General features: G+C 70.9%; 14 protein-coding genes. 4 read left to right on the top strand and 10 right to left on the bottom strand.

Features of this window, described 5'->3' with window-relative positions:
* The first annotated feature begins 180 nt into the window (after nucleotides 1-180).
* Nucleotides 181-1,284 (top strand): 5'-methylthioadenosine/S-adenosylhomocysteine nucleosidase family protein, encoded by a 1,104-nt coding sequence (locus tag LXN57_RS10085; RefSeq protein ID WP_251797764.1) that lies wholly within the window; start codon nucleotides 181-183, stop codon nucleotides 1,282-1,284.
* On the opposite strand, the gene LXN57_RS10090 is transcribed toward LXN57_RS10085, so the two are convergent.
* The 3 genes from LXN57_RS10090 to LXN57_RS10100 all read right to left on the bottom strand — a co-directional run bounded on the left by LXN57_RS10090 (nucleotide 1,228) and on the right by LXN57_RS10100 (nucleotide 4,819).
* Nucleotides 1,228-3,045: an HEXXH motif domain-containing protein gene (locus LXN57_RS10090; protein WP_251797765.1), complete on the bottom strand. Its 1,818-nt coding sequence runs from the start codon at nucleotides 3,043-3,045 to the stop codon at nucleotides 1,228-1,230. The two genes, LXN57_RS10085 and LXN57_RS10090, sit on opposite strands and share 57 nt — an antisense overlap.
* A gap of 258 nt (nucleotides 3,046-3,303) precedes the next feature.
* A complete protein-coding gene (locus LXN57_RS10095; protein ID WP_251797766.1) occupies nucleotides 3,304-4,389 on the bottom strand; it encodes a sugar phosphate isomerase/epimerase family protein in 1,086 nt (361 codons plus the stop codon).
* Between the two features lie 280 nt (nucleotides 4,390-4,669).
* Entirely contained in the window at nucleotides 4,670-4,819 is a 150-nt protein-coding gene (locus LXN57_RS10100; protein ID WP_251797767.1) for a hypothetical protein, read from the bottom strand.
* Nucleotides 4,820-4,937: 118 nt separating this feature from the next.
* Between LXN57_RS10100 and LXN57_RS10105 the strand changes: the two genes are divergently transcribed.
* Nucleotides 4,938-5,591 (top strand): class I SAM-dependent methyltransferase, encoded by a 654-nt coding sequence (locus tag LXN57_RS10105; protein ID WP_438872861.1) that lies wholly within the window; start codon nucleotides 4,938-4,940, stop codon nucleotides 5,589-5,591.
* On the opposite strand, the gene LXN57_RS10110 is transcribed toward LXN57_RS10105, so the two are convergent.
* The 6 genes from LXN57_RS10110 to LXN57_RS10135 all read right to left on the bottom strand — a co-directional run bounded on the left by LXN57_RS10110 (nucleotide 5,527) and on the right by LXN57_RS10135 (nucleotide 11,035).
* The gene (locus tag LXN57_RS10110) at nucleotides 5,527-6,945 is read right to left on the bottom strand and encodes an AfsR/SARP family transcriptional regulator (RefSeq protein ID WP_251797769.1); all 1,419 of its coding nucleotides are present in this window, start codon (nucleotides 6,943-6,945) and stop codon (nucleotides 5,527-5,529) included. The two genes, LXN57_RS10105 and LXN57_RS10110, sit on opposite strands and share 65 nt — an antisense overlap.
* Nucleotides 6,946-7,008: 63 nt before the next feature.
* The gene (locus LXN57_RS10115; protein ID WP_251797770.1) at nucleotides 7,009-7,737 is read right to left on the bottom strand and encodes an alpha/beta fold hydrolase; all 729 of its coding nucleotides are present in this window, start codon (nucleotides 7,735-7,737) and stop codon (nucleotides 7,009-7,011) included.
* A gap of 31 nt (nucleotides 7,738-7,768) precedes the next feature.
* A complete protein-coding gene (locus LXN57_RS10120) occupies nucleotides 7,769-7,984 on the bottom strand; it encodes a hypothetical protein (RefSeq protein ID WP_251797771.1) in 216 nt (71 codons plus the stop codon).
* 53 nt (nucleotides 7,985-8,037) lie between these two features.
* Nucleotides 8,038-9,102, bottom strand: a complete 1,065-nt coding sequence (locus tag LXN57_RS10125; RefSeq protein ID WP_251797772.1) for a TolB-like translocation protein — start codon at nucleotides 9,100-9,102, stop codon at nucleotides 8,038-8,040.
* Between the two features lie 276 nt (nucleotides 9,103-9,378).
* Complete coding sequence (locus tag LXN57_RS10130) at nucleotides 9,379-10,311, bottom strand: NADP-dependent oxidoreductase (RefSeq protein ID WP_251797773.1); 933 nt, start codon at nucleotides 10,309-10,311, stop codon at nucleotides 9,379-9,381.
* Nucleotides 10,312-10,528: 217 nt separating this feature from the next.
* Nucleotides 10,529-11,035, bottom strand: coding sequence for a MarR family winged helix-turn-helix transcriptional regulator (locus tag LXN57_RS10135; RefSeq protein ID WP_251797774.1), 507 nt, complete (start codon nucleotides 11,033-11,035; stop codon nucleotides 10,529-10,531).
* Nucleotides 11,036-11,199: 164 nt separating this feature from the next.
* On the opposite strand from LXN57_RS10135, the gene LXN57_RS10140 reads away from it, so the two are divergent.
* Nucleotides 11,200-11,733, top strand: a complete 534-nt coding sequence (locus tag LXN57_RS10140; RefSeq protein ID WP_251797775.1) for a peptidase M23 — start codon at nucleotides 11,200-11,202, stop codon at nucleotides 11,731-11,733.
* Between the two features lie 36 nt (nucleotides 11,734-11,769).
* Nucleotides 11,770-13,389 (top strand): phospholipase D-like domain-containing protein, encoded by a 1,620-nt coding sequence (locus tag LXN57_RS10145; protein WP_251797776.1) that lies wholly within the window; start codon nucleotides 11,770-11,772, stop codon nucleotides 13,387-13,389.
* Nucleotides 13,390-13,404: 15 nt separating this feature from the next.
* Here the strand turns inward: LXN57_RS10145 and LXN57_RS10150 are convergent, their stop codons facing one another.
* Nucleotides 13,405-14,784 carry an FUSC family protein gene (locus LXN57_RS10150; RefSeq protein ID WP_251797777.1) on the bottom strand — a complete coding sequence of 460 codons (1,380 nt, stop codon included), beginning with the start codon at nucleotides 14,782-14,784 and terminating at the stop codon, nucleotides 13,405-13,407.
* Nucleotides 14,785-14,797 lie beyond the last annotated feature (13 nt).

The raw sequence follows: 14,797 nt of genomic DNA on the forward strand, positions 1-14,797 counted from the left end.
CCTTGCGTCCGAACGCCAAGTAGGCATCCATCAACGTCACCATCTCATACCGAAGCAGCGGAGGTTCGGCAGATTTACCCCTGTACTTCGTCATGATGGCATGCAACTCTGGCCGATGTGGCAGTTCCGCCGGTTGATGTTTTGCATGAATCCGGATCATTGCTGGAGGACCCGTCGCAGGTGACGATCGGCATCATCACCGCGATCAACATCGAGACGCTCGCGATCAGGCAAGTCATCGACGTCGTCCCGGCGCGTGTCTCCACTGACGACCGCCCGTACCATGTCGGCACCGCGCCGAGCAGCATCCCGTCGAGGCCGCACGGCGTCGTCGTCGCTCAGCAGACCTCAGACGGAACTCGGGACGCGGCGTGGCTCTGCGGCCGTCTGGCGCACACCTTCCCGAATCTACGGGCGATCGTCATGTGCGGGATCGCAGCCGGAGTGCCCTCAGCGGACCCGGACAACGGTGTGGCTCTCGGGGACATAGTCGTGGCGACCGAAATCGTCGATTACCGGCACAGCTATCGGGTCAACGGAGACGAACGCGTCCGGGCCACGGTCCGGCCGCCTGCCGCGCTGTGGATGAACGCGGATCACCTGGTTGCGGTGGACGAGCTGGATGGCCGGCCGCCGTGGTTGCCGACCCTCGACCGGGTGAGCCGGCAGGCTGGATTTCTCAGCCCGGGTGGGCCGGGCATTCCGAGGGTTCACAGAGGCCGGGTCGGAAGTGCGGACCTGTTGTTGCGCGACTCGACGCTGCGCGACAACCTGGCCCGTGAGCATCGCATTGTCGCCTTCGAGATGGAGGGCGCCGGGGTCGCGGTCGGTGCTCATCTGGGCGACCTTTCGTGGTTCATGGTTCGCGGCGTCGCCGATCACGGCGACGGCCACAAGAACGACGTCTGGCATCCGTACGCCGCGCTTGCGGCTGCGTGCTATCTGGGCTCGGTCCTCGGGTGTTGCGCGCCGCTCGGCCCGGGAACGCTGCCTGGCCGGACCGTCGCCGACGCGATGACGGCGATGACGGATGCTCTGGCCGGACTCCGGGTCATGCGTAACGACCGGTACACGGTGCTGGAGCAACTGCCCGACTGGATGCGTGAGCAGATCCGGGACAACGCCTTGGCCCGCCTGCACGTCGTCGAGACCATCACCGCATTGGAGCGTCTGCCCGGCGGACTCGACGCGCTTCTCACCGCTCTGCTTCGTGCGCTGGGAAGCAGGTCACGGGACTTCGTCGAGGTCGAGCGAGTCCTCCGCGACAACTGGAAAGAACGTTGACGGGGCGCTGCTGCTGAGCCAATGGGCCACGGCAACCGGATCGGCCACCTCGCCCCGCGCACGAAGCTCCGCGCATACCGCGTACACCCACTCCGGCCGGACCCGCAGTAGCCCGTCAGCGCTGGCCAGGCTCAGACCGGCCCAGATCCGCGGGTTGGCGGGATCGGCCGCCAAGGCCCGCCGGAAGCCCTCGTACGCCGATCCCTTATCGCCCGACAACAATGCCGCCTCCAGAGGGTCCACAACCGGTCCACCGGCGACGAGGGCGCGGGCCGCCGCCGGTTGGCTGAGGAACCAGCGACGAGGCATCGGATCGGCGACCACCACGGTTCGCAGGGGACTCGGCGTCATCGGCATTCCCGAACGCCAAGCAGCGGCCATCAGCTCGACCTGACGGCGGTCGGGGCGGACGTACCGCAGACGCCATTCCGTCCGGTGCGCCGCGCAAAGCACGTCCGCAGCCGTCGCCGCCACTGTGTCCACTTCTTCCGAACGCCAGTCGCGCACGCGGTTCCCAAGCTTGGCGACGATCTCACGGCCAACACCGGTCAGACCGTCCGATCGGGTCAAGGTGGTCAGCACCTCATGTACCTGGGACCACGAATATGCGAACTCGAAGTCGACGATCCGGCGATACGCTCCAGTCGACGAATAGCGCCGGACCCGCCAGAAGCCGGCTATGCCGAAGAACGCGTAGAGGCCCTGCAGGAGCCCGGAGATCGGACGCGGGTCGTCTCGCCAGGGGGCATGGTGGACAGGCTCGCCGTCGTATTTCGTCAAGGGCAGCAGGTGCAGCAGGCCACCCAGCTTGATGTGCTGGAATTCGTGGATCAACGACACGGCGAGGTCGACCTCATCCACAGGCGGTGACATCAGCACGCTCCCGAACGCTTCTCCGCTGGACGCGCTCCGTGTGACGCCCGCACCGTCCGAAGGCAGCGGCACCAGGCAAACCACGCCGTGGGCGATCGCTTGCGCCTCCTCCGGATAGTCCCGGCACAGGAGGCGCCAGGCGCCGTTGAGCAATCGGGCCCAGCGGTCCACCGACGCGGCGTCAAGCGGGTCGGGGGCGACCGGATCGGCAAGCTCCCGGTAAGGGTCGAGATCGTCGAGGGTCACCGAGAATGTGACGTCAGCGTCGCCAGTCAGCCGGCGGGACGGCAGCCATCCGGCAGCTTCGCGACCAGAGCCGGCGGGGATCGTGACCGCTCGATCACCCTGCCGCAAACGGATCTCTCCGCCGGCACACTCAGCCACGGCCAACGACGGGCCACTACTGTGCGCCACTCGTGCGAGGCCGAGGGTTGGCAGCATTACCATGCCGTCACGCACTGGCACCGATGTGCGCCAGGTCCGGCCCGACCGGGCGTTCGCGACCAAGGCAAGAGTATGCACGACCCCGGCATCGACCCAGAGATCCACACCGGACTGGGTTCGGCCCCGTTTGCGGCGCAGCGTGTACGCCGCCCAAGACCCGACCTGCGGATGCAGCAGAAGCGCCAGGCCCTCGTCGGGATCGGATTCATCCGCTGCGGCCCAGGCCGACCAAGCAAGAGCGGCGGGTGGCAGTGGTCCCATGTCGTCCGGGTCGGACAGGGCCCTCCGCACTGTGTCGAGCAGAAGCATGCGACGGCTTCGCTGACCTTTCCAAAGTGTCCGGATCGCCTCCGGACCGCCGGCCCCCGACATCAACTCGTCGAGCTGATCGGACGGAAAGCGATGATAGGAGAGGTCAATGCCATGACTGGCGTCGGATCCCACAGAGCGCCTCCCGGGCTGACGTTCCATGCTTACATGGACACCCTTCGTTGAATGTAGGGGATGCGTGAAGGCGTCACCCGACTTGGGCCACAGATCTGCCGCACAGTTGACGCAGTTCACCTTCCGACGCTGCGAGTCACCCGCCGCGCCCGGCTGCGCTCCGCGCTGTGTGCGCCCGGCTTCCCGCCTCGCCGTGACCGGAACGAGACGGATCGGGCCGGTCGGCGTTCCGGCCCGATCCATCGCTCCAGGGTGGGACTATCGGCGGTAGATGGTGAGGTCGGACATGTTGCGGTAGCTGATGCCCGCGAAGTCGATCGACTGGCCCGGGTTGGCGGCGCCGCCGGGCGCGGTGTCCTGCTCCCAGTTGGCGTGGTGGTAGTTCTGCTCGCCGATGACCTCGAAGAATTGCTGGAAGTTGATGTCACCCTCGCCCAGCGGCACCATCGTGTATCCGTTGACCTGGGCGGGGGCGCGGTCGCCGTCCTTGGCGTGGAACAGCGGGAACCGCTCGGTGCGGGGCGCGACGGTGAGGATCGGGTCGAACAGGTCCTCCCGGGCGTTTCCCCGGGCGTCCACATAGGTGTGGTGCTTGAACCGGGCCACGTACGCCCAGTAGATGTCCATCTCGAAGAACACGTACCGCTCGTCGGTCCGGCCGAAGAAATACTCGAGCTTGCGCTGCCCGCTCGACCGGGTGGGCTTGCCGTTCGCATCGAGCGGGCCGGCGTCGAGCAGGAACCCGTACGCGGCGTCGTGGTTGTGGGTGTAGAGCTTCATTCCCCGCTTGCGTGCCTTGCGCCCGAGCTCGTTCCACAGGTCGGCGGCCGCGTCCCAGTCGCTCCGGTAAGCGCTGCCGGTCGGGTCGCTGCCGGTGCCGATGTGCTTCATGCCCAGCGTCTCGGCGATGTCCAGCTGCTGGTCGAAGGTGGCCGCGTTGATCGAGGTGTGGGCGCCGTTGGCCACCAGCCCGTTGTCGTCCAGGATCTTGCGGATCTCGGCCGGCGTGATCTGCCGCCCCAGGATCGAGGTGTTCTGGTTGTACCCGGCGAACTCGATCTCCTTGTAGCCGATCTCGGCGAGCCGGGCGAGCACCCGCTCGAACCCGTACGGCACGCCGGAGTCGTCGGGCGCGGCGGAGATCCGGTCGCGGACGCTGTAGAGGATGATGCCGCGGTTGCGGGCCGGGATCAGCGGCTCGACACGGAGCCGGCCCGAGCCGTGACCGTGCGCGAGAGCCGGCGAGCCGGTGGCCAGCACGGGCAGTCCGGCGGCGCCGAGAGCGGCGGCCGCGCCGGCGGAGGCGGTGAGAACCTGGCGGCGGGAGACGGGCGATTTGAACATGCGAACTCCACGGAGGACGTCGTCGGAGAACCTGGAGGGTCCTTCAGTCACACCAGACCGACGCCGCCGATGCGTCGGTACGCAAGCTTTGTGTCACGCATATTTCAGATGTGAAACGACGCTAGCGCTCGCACAAGACAAAAGATAGTCCGACCAGGACCTAACTTTAGTCCGAGTGAACGAAAGTCTCCGGGGACATCGCGCGTAGCCCCGCGAGGCCCGCACACCCTGGTCGTCGTCGATGCCCCCACTCGCTAGCCGGGCCGCGACGGCTCGCGGGTCAGACGAAGAACGCGTTGATCGCGGCGACGACTGCGTCGGCGATGGTGCCGAACCGGCCCCGGCGGCGGTTGCGGCGACCGTGGCGGCCATGGCGGCCACGCACGTCGGAGGGGCGGACGAGGCGTTCGAGCTCGGCGGTCGGAGTCATGGCAATCAACCTATGAACGGTCACCGGGCCGCCGCGTGAGCCGCCGTACTCAAACGCCTTGAGCACGTTCTAGGGTTTCGGGGTGAGCTGGGAGCCGGTGCGTGACGCCTATTCGACCATGTCCGAGCAGTACATCGCCCTGTTCGACGGTGACTGGCAGGCCCACGAGGACGACACGGCGCTGATCCGGGGCCATCTGACCGGGCTGCACGGTCCGGTGCTCGACCTCGGCTGCGGTCCGGGGCACTGGACCGCCTACCTGCACGGGCTGGGCGCCGACGTAACCGGTGTCGACCTGGTTCCCGAGTTCCTCGACCACGCACGGGCCAACTTCCCCGGTCCGCGATTCCGGCTCGGCGCGATGACCGAGCTGGACGTCCCCGACCACTCGGTGTCCGGCATCCTCTCCTGGTACTCGACCATCCATCTGCCGCCGGCGGATCTGGACCGTACGCTCACCGGGTTCCGCCGGATGCTGGCCCCGGCGGGACGGCTGGTGATCGGCTTCTTCGACAGCGACGACGGGGTGGCCGCCTTCGACCACAAGGTCGTCACGGCGTACCGCTGGCCGGTGACCGAGTTCTCCGCCCGCCTGGCCCAGGCGGGTTTCACCGAACTCGAGCGCCGGCAACAGCAGTTCCCGGAGCGCCCGGACCGCAGATACGCGGCCATCGCCGCCCGGGCATCGGAGGCTGATCCGCCTGCCCTCAGCGGGACGCCGCGGTCACCGTCGTCGCCATGGTCAGCGGGAGCCGGCCGCACCGCTCGATGAACTCGTCCACCGGCCCGGCGACCGGGAGCCCGGACGTCCGGAGCGCTATCAGCTCTCGCGCGGCGCCGAGGTCGGGCACGTCGACGGCCATGAGGTGCGCGCCGTTGCGGACGGCCAGGTCCAGCTGCCGCTCCCGGCCGGTGACGAGCACGAGGCTGGTGGGAGAGCTCGGCACCAGCGACCTGATCCGCGCGGCGCCGGCGGCGTTGTCGAGGACGATGAGCATCCGCTTGGCGACCGTGAGGCTGCGATAGGCCCCCACCCGCGCGGCCTGCGTGCCGGGGATGTCGGGCCGGCGCAACCCCAGCCCGTACAGCAGTGAACGCACCGGGTCCGGGTCGTCGCGCAGGTCGAGGTAGAGCTGCCCGTCGGTGAAGTCGCCGGCGACGAGGTGGGCGAACCGCAGGGCCAGGACCGACTTGCCCACCCCGCCGGGCCCGCTCATCGCGATGATCAAGGGGCCGGCGCGCCCCGGCTCGCGCAGCCCCGCGGCCAACCGGCTCAGCGTCGCCAGCTCGCCCGTGCGGCCGGCGAACAACGGCAGGTCCGGTGGCAGCTGCGCCGGATGGACGGCCGGGGACGGCGTTGCCGTCGGGCCGCTGCGGGCCAGCACCCCGAAGTGGGCGTTCTGCAGGTCCGGCCCCGGATCGATGCCCAGCTCGCCGGCAAGTCGCTCCCGGATCGCGCGGTACACGGCCAGCGCCTCGGCCGGACGACCGGCGGCCGCGAGCATCGTCACCAGCGTTCCGTGGACGAGCTCGTTGAGCGGGTCGGTCTCGGCCGTACGCCGGACCGCGGCCAGCAGGCGCGCCGGCTGCCCGAGCCGGATCGCGAGCTGAGCGGCGGTGACGACGGCGTCGACGAACTCGTTGTGCAGCCTCAGGAACACGGTGCGGGCGGCCGTGGTGTCGGCCAGACCGGCGCCGGCGACGCCGCTACCGAGCCGCAGCGCCTCGGCGTACCGGTCGAGCGCCTCGTCGTGCTCGCCGTCGTGGCTGTGCGCCTGCGCCTCGGCGACGAGCTGCCGGAATCGGAGGAGGTCGAGGGTGTCGGGGCCGGCGACGAAGCGGTACCCATTCCCGTGCCGGGTCAGGTAGGCGCCGCGGGCCCGGGGCGGCAGGCCCGGCTCGAGCAGCCGGCGCAGCTGCCCGACGTACTTGTGAATGATGTTGAGCGCGCTCGGCGGCGCGTCGAGGTCCCACAGCATCTCGGTGAGCGCCTGGACGCCGATCGGCTGCCCCGCGCTGGCCAGCAGCAGCGCCAGAAGGCACTGCTGCTGGTGGGGCCCCGCGTCGACCTCGGCGTCGCCGTGCCAGACACGCAGCGGGCCCAGTACCTGAAGGCGGGTTGTCATGGCCCGACCGTAGGCACGAGCGGCCCGGTCAGACTGCGTCAAATGACGTAACCTGGCCGGGCGTCAGTCACCCACGTGTTCGGCCGCGGCCAGAATCGCCTCCACGGTCACGTCCGGGTGCGACACCATCGAGACGTGCGAGCCCGCCACCTCGAACGTCTTCGACCCGGCCCGCTCGGCCATCGAGCGCTGCGTGCCGGCCGGGATCACCAGGTCGTCGGTGCCGATGACGGCCCAGCTGGGCAGTGTGCGCCAGGCCGCCGCGGCCGAGGGCGCGGCGTTGGCGCTCAGGGTGATCGGGCGCTGGCCCGAGACGATCAGCCACCCCTCCGCCTCGGAGAGGTCCTGAGCGAAGAGCCGGAAGACGGTGTCCGGCTTGAGGAACGCTTCGGCGTCGCCCTCCGGGGCGCCCGGGTAGCCGGCGATGTCGAGGACCGTCGTCGGGTCGGGGACGTCCAGGGCCGAGCCGGATCCACCCAGGAGCTGGAAGATGCTCTCGCCCTCGGCGGGGATGAAAGCGTTGACGTAGACGAGCGCCCGCACGTCGCTCAGGCCGCCCGCGGCGTTGCTGATGACCACGCCGCCGTACGAGTGACCGACCAGCACGACCGGTCCGGACGTGCGCTGCGAGACGAACGACGACAGGTACTCGGCGTCGGAGGCCACACCCCGCAACGGGTTGGGCGGCGCCAGCACGGTGAATCCCTGGCCGCGCAGCTGTGACGCCACCGCGTTCCAGCTCGAGGCGTCGGCCCACGCTCCGTGTACGAGGACGATGGAAGGCTTGCCCACTGTGTGTCTCCTTGTCGACGACCGGTTGGGGTCACGACAGAGGTTGACCGGACCGACTGGAGAACCAGTGAACAGTCAGTGCACGGCCGGCCGGACCACGCACGAGGACGATGCGCTCGTCCGTGTCGGTGGTCCACGCCTGAGCGATCTCGGCGAGCGGCACGTCTCGGTCCCGCACGTCGACAGCGCCCCGCGTCACGGCGGCGGCGAGCCCCGGCAGTTCGGCGACGAAGTCGCGGGCGGGCACGGAGCCGATGCCGATGCCGACGATCTGCAGCCGGGCCGAGCGCAGCGCGATTCTCAGACGGAGCGCAGGTCGAGAACGTGACGCAGGAAGGACTGGGCGTTGCCGGTCGACCACGCCAGCACGCCGTTGCGATACCGGACGTCGCCGGCCTCCCGGCTGATCTGCACGGTCCGGTTGGTCGCGATGTCGTGGACCAGGAGCTCGTCGCGTCCCGACAGTTCCGATGCCGGAGTGACCTGGGCGAAGACCTCGAACCGGCCGAGCACCGCGACGTCGGTGATGACCGTGCGGGCCGTCTTCCGGGCGACCAGCCGGCGCTGCGTGCCGTCAGCCCGGACGACCTCGATCCTCGGATAGCCGTCGTCGTCCAGCGAGACGGCCCGGCACCAGACGGGGGTGCAGGCGGTCTCACTCAGGCGGGTCCGCGGCAGGGGCCGCTCCTCGCCGGTGACCAGGTTGCGCAGCCGGCCGGCGCCCGCGATGTCGGTCAGGCCGTCGACCATCCAGGGCCACGCCGTCAGGGCCCAGTCTCCGGGCACGGCGCGCTTCTGGACCGGACCCCCGGTCAACGCCACCGACCGGATCTCGGTGCCGCCGCCGGGCGCCGCGGCCACCCAGTTGACGCGGCCCGGTGAGATGACCAGGTCGTACTGGGTCTGATAGAAGCGGGCGTCGCCGATGTCGGCGGTCAGCCGCCGCGCCGGCCGCCCGGTGCGCAGGTCAGCGGTCCACAGCTGCTGCCCGGCGTCGGTGCTCTCGGCCCACACCAGGTCGTTGCCGGCGACGGTCAGGCTCAGGAAGGACGGATTCCGGCTCACCGGTAGGCGCCGCAGCTCGCGGAGGGAGTCGCCGGGGCCCCGGATCACCAGTCGCCGATGCCGGCGGTCGCGGGTCGGCGCCGACCCGACCGACGTCCGGATGTCCAGGAACAGGCCCGGGTCGAACGCTGTCCCGTCCGGCAGATCGGCCGGCAGTGTTCCCCTCTGCGCGTCCGGCCAGGCCTGCCCGGCAGTGGGAGGCGGCGGCGGTGGCGGTGCGGGCGACGGAGCCCAGATCAGTGCTCCGGACGCCGCCAGGGCCACGCCGAGCCCGGCGATCCGACCCCTGTGCGCCTTCACGTCGGGACCATCCCATCGCCGTCGGGGCTCTACTCACTGATGCAGCCCGATCAGGCTAGTCGAGGGCGCCCTCGGCGGGACGGCCGAGTGCGGTGGGGCCGGCGGCCGTAGAAGCTCAGGCCGCCGCCGAGCAGGTACCCGATGACGCCGACGGTGGAGGACGAGCCGTGCAGGGCGGTGAGCCCGTGCCGGACGTCGCCGCGAGCTGGAAGGGGGCGCCCGCCTCGGGGTACTCCGGGGTTCCGGGCGGATGGAACGGGGTGATGCCGGAGTCGCTTATGCCGTGATGACGACCTTGCCGTGCAGCTCGCCCGCGCCGGCCCGGGCGTGAACCGCCGGCAGGTCGGCCAGCGGGACGCGCTCGGCGACGTCGACGCGCAGCTCGCCCGAGTCGATCAGCGCCACCAGCCGCGACAGCTGGGCGGCGTCGCTGCGCACGAACAGGTCGATGCCGCGTACGCCACGCTGCTCGTCGGAGGGTGCGGGCATCCAGACCGTGGTGTTCACCACGACCCCGCCCGCCCGGACGAGGTTGACCAGACCGGCCAGCCGGGCCGGCTCGATCGGCGCCAGGTTGAGGACCACGTCGACCGAGGTGGTCGCGGCCGGCACTTCGGTGTCGGTGTAGTCGACGACCTCGTCGGCCCCGGCCGCCTTGGCCCGGTCGATGCTGCGCGGGCCGGCAGCGGCGATCACGTACGCGCCGGTCCGCTTGGCCAGTTGCACAGCGTAGTCGCCGACCGCCCCGCCCGCGCCGTTGACCAGCACGCGCTGCCCGGCGGTCAGCTTCGCGTGGTCGAACAGCGCCTGCCACGCGGTCAGGCCGACCACCGGCAGTGCGGCCGCGTCGGTCAGCGCGATGCTCGCCGGCGCTGCCGCCAGCACCTCGGCCGGGGCCACGACGTGCTCGGCGGCGGCGCCCGTACCCGCCATGGGCAGGAAGCCGATGACCTGGTCGCCGACCCGCAGGCCGGTCACACCGGTGCCCAGCGCCTCGACCGTGCCGGAGACGTCGATGCCGGGAGTGTGCGGCAGCGTCACCGGGATCGGGCCCTGCATGAATCCGGCGCGGATGTTGCCGTCGACCCCGTTGAACGACGTCGCGGCCACCCGGATCAGAACCTGCCCGGGGCCGGCGACGGGCTGCTCGACGTCCTCGTACCGCAGGACGCCCGGGTCGCCGTACTCGTGGAAACGCATGGCCTTCATGGGTGATCCCTCTTCCCGCTTGCGTCATGTGCTTCGTTTTCGAAGCACATGGAGACCGTAGCACGCTTCGAGTTCGAAGCAATAGTTGTCGGTGTGACTCCACCGGCAGCCCAGCCGGCGTCCGTGTTCGACTGATTCAGCGTGGCGCGAGGCGGGCCCCGGTTGAAGGCCGCACTCATCCGGGGACAAGTTGTCCGGGTCGAACCGCCGGCAGGGGTCAGCCGGCCCGCCCGCGTCCGGCGCGAGGCTTGGCCGACCGGGGCGGGTTGGCGCGCATGTGGTCGCGGACCCGGCCCAGCACGGCGCTGAGGACGGGGAGGTCCCGGCCCTTCATCGGCTCGAACAGCAGCTGCCGTACGCGGTCGACGTGCCCCGGCAGCACCCGGGCCACCAGTTCCCGGCCGGCGTCGGTGACGCTCACGATGACGCTGCGCTCGTCGTCCGGCGACGGCGCACGGGTGATCAGGCCGCGCTTGTCGAGCAGCCCGGCCTGATAGGTCAGCCCGCTGCGGCTGTAGACGACACCGTCGGCCAGATCGGTCATCCGCAGGCGGCCGTCGGGCGCGTCCACCAGCCGGGCCAGAATCTGGAACTGCACATAGCTGAGGTCACCGTCGGCCCGCAGGTGCTCGTCGACCGCGTACTGAAGAAGGCTGCCGACCTCCATCAGGGCGAAGTACGCACCGAGCTGCTCGGCGTTCAGGCCAGGGGTCGGGTCACTCACCAGGCAATTCTACTTGCTTCGAACTCAAAGCGTGCGCCGCCGCCACCGGCCGACCGGTTCGATCTTGCCGGCCGGCCGGCTGAACCTGGCGGCGGACGCGGGGATCCATCGACGTCGACCGGTAGCCTTCGCCGGACCCCCCACCCCGAAAGGTGCTCCTCGTCGTGCGCGCGTTGTTCGTGATCGTCGCCGCCGTGCTGGCCGGCTTTGTCATCAGTCCGCTGCTCCATGCCGACGCCGACTACACACCGGCGGCCGCCGCGCCGCCCTCCACACCGGACGGTGAGAGCTGGAGCGAGGAGCAACTCGCCAACGCGCGCACCATCATCAGGATCGGCAACGAGCGGCGGGTGCCGGCCGAGGGCCGGCTGATCGCGGTCGCCACCGCGCTGCAGGAGTCCAGCCTGCGCAACCTGAAGGGCGGCGACCGCGACTCCATCGGCCTGTTCCAGCAACGCCCCAGCCAGGGCTGGGGAACGCCCCGGCAACTGTCCGACCCGGCGTACCAGACCCACCGATTCTACGACAAGCTGCTCCGCACCCGGGGCTGGCAGGAGATGCGCTACACCGAAGCCGCCCAGGCCGTGCAGGTGTCGGCCTACCCCGAGGCGTACGCGAAACGGATACCCGCCGCCACCCGCATCATCGCCGAGCTGAGCGACCCGGCCCCGTGCTCGGCCGAGGCCCTGGCCCCGTAGATGACGGAACGGCCCGCATCGGGTGTAATCACGGGCATGCCGCACGCACCGTCGTTGACCGACCTGATCGGCCGCTATCTGCCACCGGCCACCGAGGCGTGCCCGACCTTCACCGAGAACTCCCTCTTCGAGCCGATCATCGACGGCGTCACCTACTTCACCGAGCTGGCCGGGCGGATGCGGGCGCTCGGTCCCGGCGACGCCGTCTACATCGCCGGCTACCAGGCCGACCCGCAGCTCGACCTCACCGGGCGCGCCCCCGGTGAGCCCGGCTACCGGCCGTTCACCGACGTGCTCGCCGAGAAGGCCGCGGGCGGCACCGACGTGCGGATCGTGCTCAGCGCGGCCGAGTTCTCCGGCGGCGTGCCGTGGCTGCCGGTCGGGCCGTTCCGGGCCAACACCCTGGCCGCGCGGGTGATCCGGGCGTGGAAGCCGTCGACCCGGGACGTCGCCACGCCGCCGTTGGAGGACCGGGTGCTGCTGGACTGGTCGGGCCCGGTGCTGGGCTCGAACCACCAGAAACTCGTGGTGTTCTGCCATGACGGCGTGCTCACCGCGTACGTCGGCGGCCTCGACCTCTCCCCCACCCGGTACGACCACTCGCCGCACCGACGCCTGAAGCTCGGCGCCCACCGCTGGGGCTGGCACGACGCGGCCGCGCGCCTGCACGGCCCGGCCGCCGCACGGGTCCGGGAGACGTTCCAGTTCCGCTGGCAGAACACCGCCGCCCTGCCGCCGCGACCCATCGCCAAGAACCTGCCACCGGAGTATTTCCACCTGCCCAGCGGCGGGCTCACCTGGCTCAACCCGCTGGATCCGCCGCGCGACCTGCCGCCCGTGCCCGAGCAGCCCGAGCATCCGGCGGAGGGGACCGCGGTGCAGGTCGTGCGCTCCTACCGGCCGTGGCGCCTCTACGGCCACCGCGGGCTGCGCCGTCTGCGCCGGGCCAACGTCGTCCGGGCCGGCATCCAAGAGATCTACCACTCGATGACCACCGCGATCGGCGCCGCCGAACGCTACATCTACCTCGAGGACCAGTACTTCCACGAGGCTCCCGGCGGCGACCCCCGGTTCCAGCTCTACGGCCGGCTACGCGCCGCCGCCCGCCGCGGCGTCAAGATCATCCTGATCGGATCCGGGCGGAAGGACCCGGCCGACGGCGGCGACAGCACCGTCCATCCGGTGATCACCCACGACCTGCGGTGGCGGGTGCTGGCCCGGCTGCCGAAGACCGCCCAGCGCAACGTGGTCATGTACCGCGTCGACAACCTGACCGTCCACACCAAGCTGATGCTCGTCGACGACGTGTTCGCCAGCATCGGCTCGGCCAACTTCTTCAGCCGCTCGATGGTCGGCACCGACAGCGAGATCACGTCCACCCTCGTCACCTCCGGGCCCCTGGTCCGCGACCTGCGCGCCAAGCTGTGGGCCGAGCACCTGCGCACGCCCCTGGCCGACCAGCTCAGCCCGGCCATGGCCGACCTCGACACCGCCCTGGGCATCTGGCGCCGCGAGTGGCTGCCGGACGGCCACCATCCGGACACCTGGCGCCGGCCCGGGCTGCCGGCCGGGTTCGCTCCGGCGGAATGGGCTCTGACCCCGGCTCGCTACTCCTCCGCCGTGTTGCGCCGGGAGACGCGCGGACGCCCGGGCTGACCACGCCCGATCAGTTCAGCGCCCGGTTCGCCGGTCCGGCCGGCGGCGGTCCGGCTCGCCCTTCGTGATCACGGCCTTCTCCCAGAGGCTGCGGACCACGGGCACGACCTCCGAGACCGCCGGGATGCTCGGACCGGTCTCCCGGGCGCCGATGCTGAGCGCCGGCGCCGACCTCTCCAGCGACCCCGCCATCCGGTCGATGTCGGTGATGATGGAGCCGGTGAGAACCAGCACCCCGGTGTCGTCGACCTGGTTGCGCACCTTGTGCAGTGTCTTGCGTCGCTTCTCGCGCAGACCGTCGAGCAGATCCTCGAGGTCGTCCGCGTCCTGGGTGGGGTCGGCGTCCGGATCCGTCTCCAGCCGGGCGTGCGCGGCGAACGCCTCCGAAGCGGCCGTCAGCAGCGGCCCGATGTCATCCGGCACGCCGGGACTGTGCGGCGTCAGGGCGGCGTCGAACATCGTCCGGGCCACCGAGTTCACCTGGTGCACGCCGTGCTCGAGGACGCGATACGTGTGGTGCACCGGGGCCACCTCGGTGTGCGGCGTCGTCAGCGACCAGCGGGCCTGCCGGTCCAGATCCTCCACCGCGTCGACCGCCTCGCCGAGCGTCTCGCCGAGCTCGCGCGACCGCGCCAGCCACTGCGCGGCCTGGTCCCGGCCGTACCCACGAGCCGCGCCGGCCCCGAGGTCGCCGAGGAGGCGGGCGATCTCGGTGGACAGGAGCGCCAGCTTGCAGTGCGCCCGCTCCAGCGGCGTCATCCCGCCGACGAGCGGTGACAGGATCATGCCGACCACGATGCCCAGCCCCGTCGCCCAGACCCGCTCCCAGACGAAGGTCCCGGTGACCGCGCCGCCCGCGACCAGGACACCCAGCGAGGTCGCCGGCACGGTGACCGCGCCGTCGCCCAGCCGCAACAGCCGGCCGACGACGAGCCCGCACCCGGCGATCAGCGCGATCGACACGGGGCTCGGGCCGAACACGCCCCACACGCCCACGGCGAACCCGATGCCGGCGGCGGTGCCGACCAGACGCTTCGTCCCCTCCCGGACCGAGGCGTGCGAGCTCAGGTGCACCGACAGGATCGCCGAGATCGAGGCCGTGACCGCGCCCACCAGCTGCAGGGTCTCGGCCGCGGACCAGGCGATCCCGGCGGCGATCGCCGCCACCAGGATGGAGCGGGCGACGGCCGGGTCGATCCGCTCGTACCAGCGGCGCGCCACGCGGCGCAGGCCGGGCGGCAGATGCGGTCGCACCTCGTCATACAGGGCACGGGTGACGGACTCGACGACCGGCTTGACCTTGCGGCGCAGCAGCACCACGAGCACCGCGCAGAGCAGCAGGCTCGCGGCGACGATCGTGATCGGGTTCGCGGACTCGACGAGCGACTGGGGCAACGCTGTGGCTTCC

Source organism: Paractinoplanes hotanensis (assembly GCF_023717965.1).
Classification (GTDB): domain Bacteria; phylum Actinomycetota; class Actinomycetes; order Mycobacteriales; family Micromonosporaceae; genus Actinoplanes; species Actinoplanes polyasparticus.

What these genes read in the sequence shown, in the direction of transcription:
- LXN57_RS10130 (WP_251797773.1), bottom strand. Translation starts at nt 10,311, where the DNA reads ATGAAGGCCATGCGTTTCCACGAGTACGGCGACCCGGGCGTCCTGCGG.
- LXN57_RS10105 (WP_438872861.1), top strand. Translation starts at nt 4,938, where the DNA reads ATGTCCGAGCAGTACATCGCCCTGTTCGACGGTGACTGGCAGGCCCAC.
- LXN57_RS10145 (WP_251797776.1), top strand. Translation starts at nt 11,770, where the DNA reads ATGCCGCACGCACCGTCGTTGACCGACCTGATCGGCCGCTATCTGCCA.
- LXN57_RS10095 (WP_251797766.1), bottom strand. Translation starts at nt 4,389, where the DNA reads ATGTTCAAATCGCCCGTCTCCCGCCGCCAGGTTCTCACCGCCTCCGCC.
- LXN57_RS10100 (WP_251797767.1), bottom strand. Translation starts at nt 4,819, where the DNA reads ATGACTCCGACCGCCGAGCTCGAACGCCTCGTCCGCCCCTCCGACGTG.
- LXN57_RS10110 (WP_251797769.1), bottom strand. Translation starts at nt 6,945, where the DNA reads ATGACAACCCGCCTTCAGGTACTGGGCCCGCTGCGTGTCTGGCACGGC.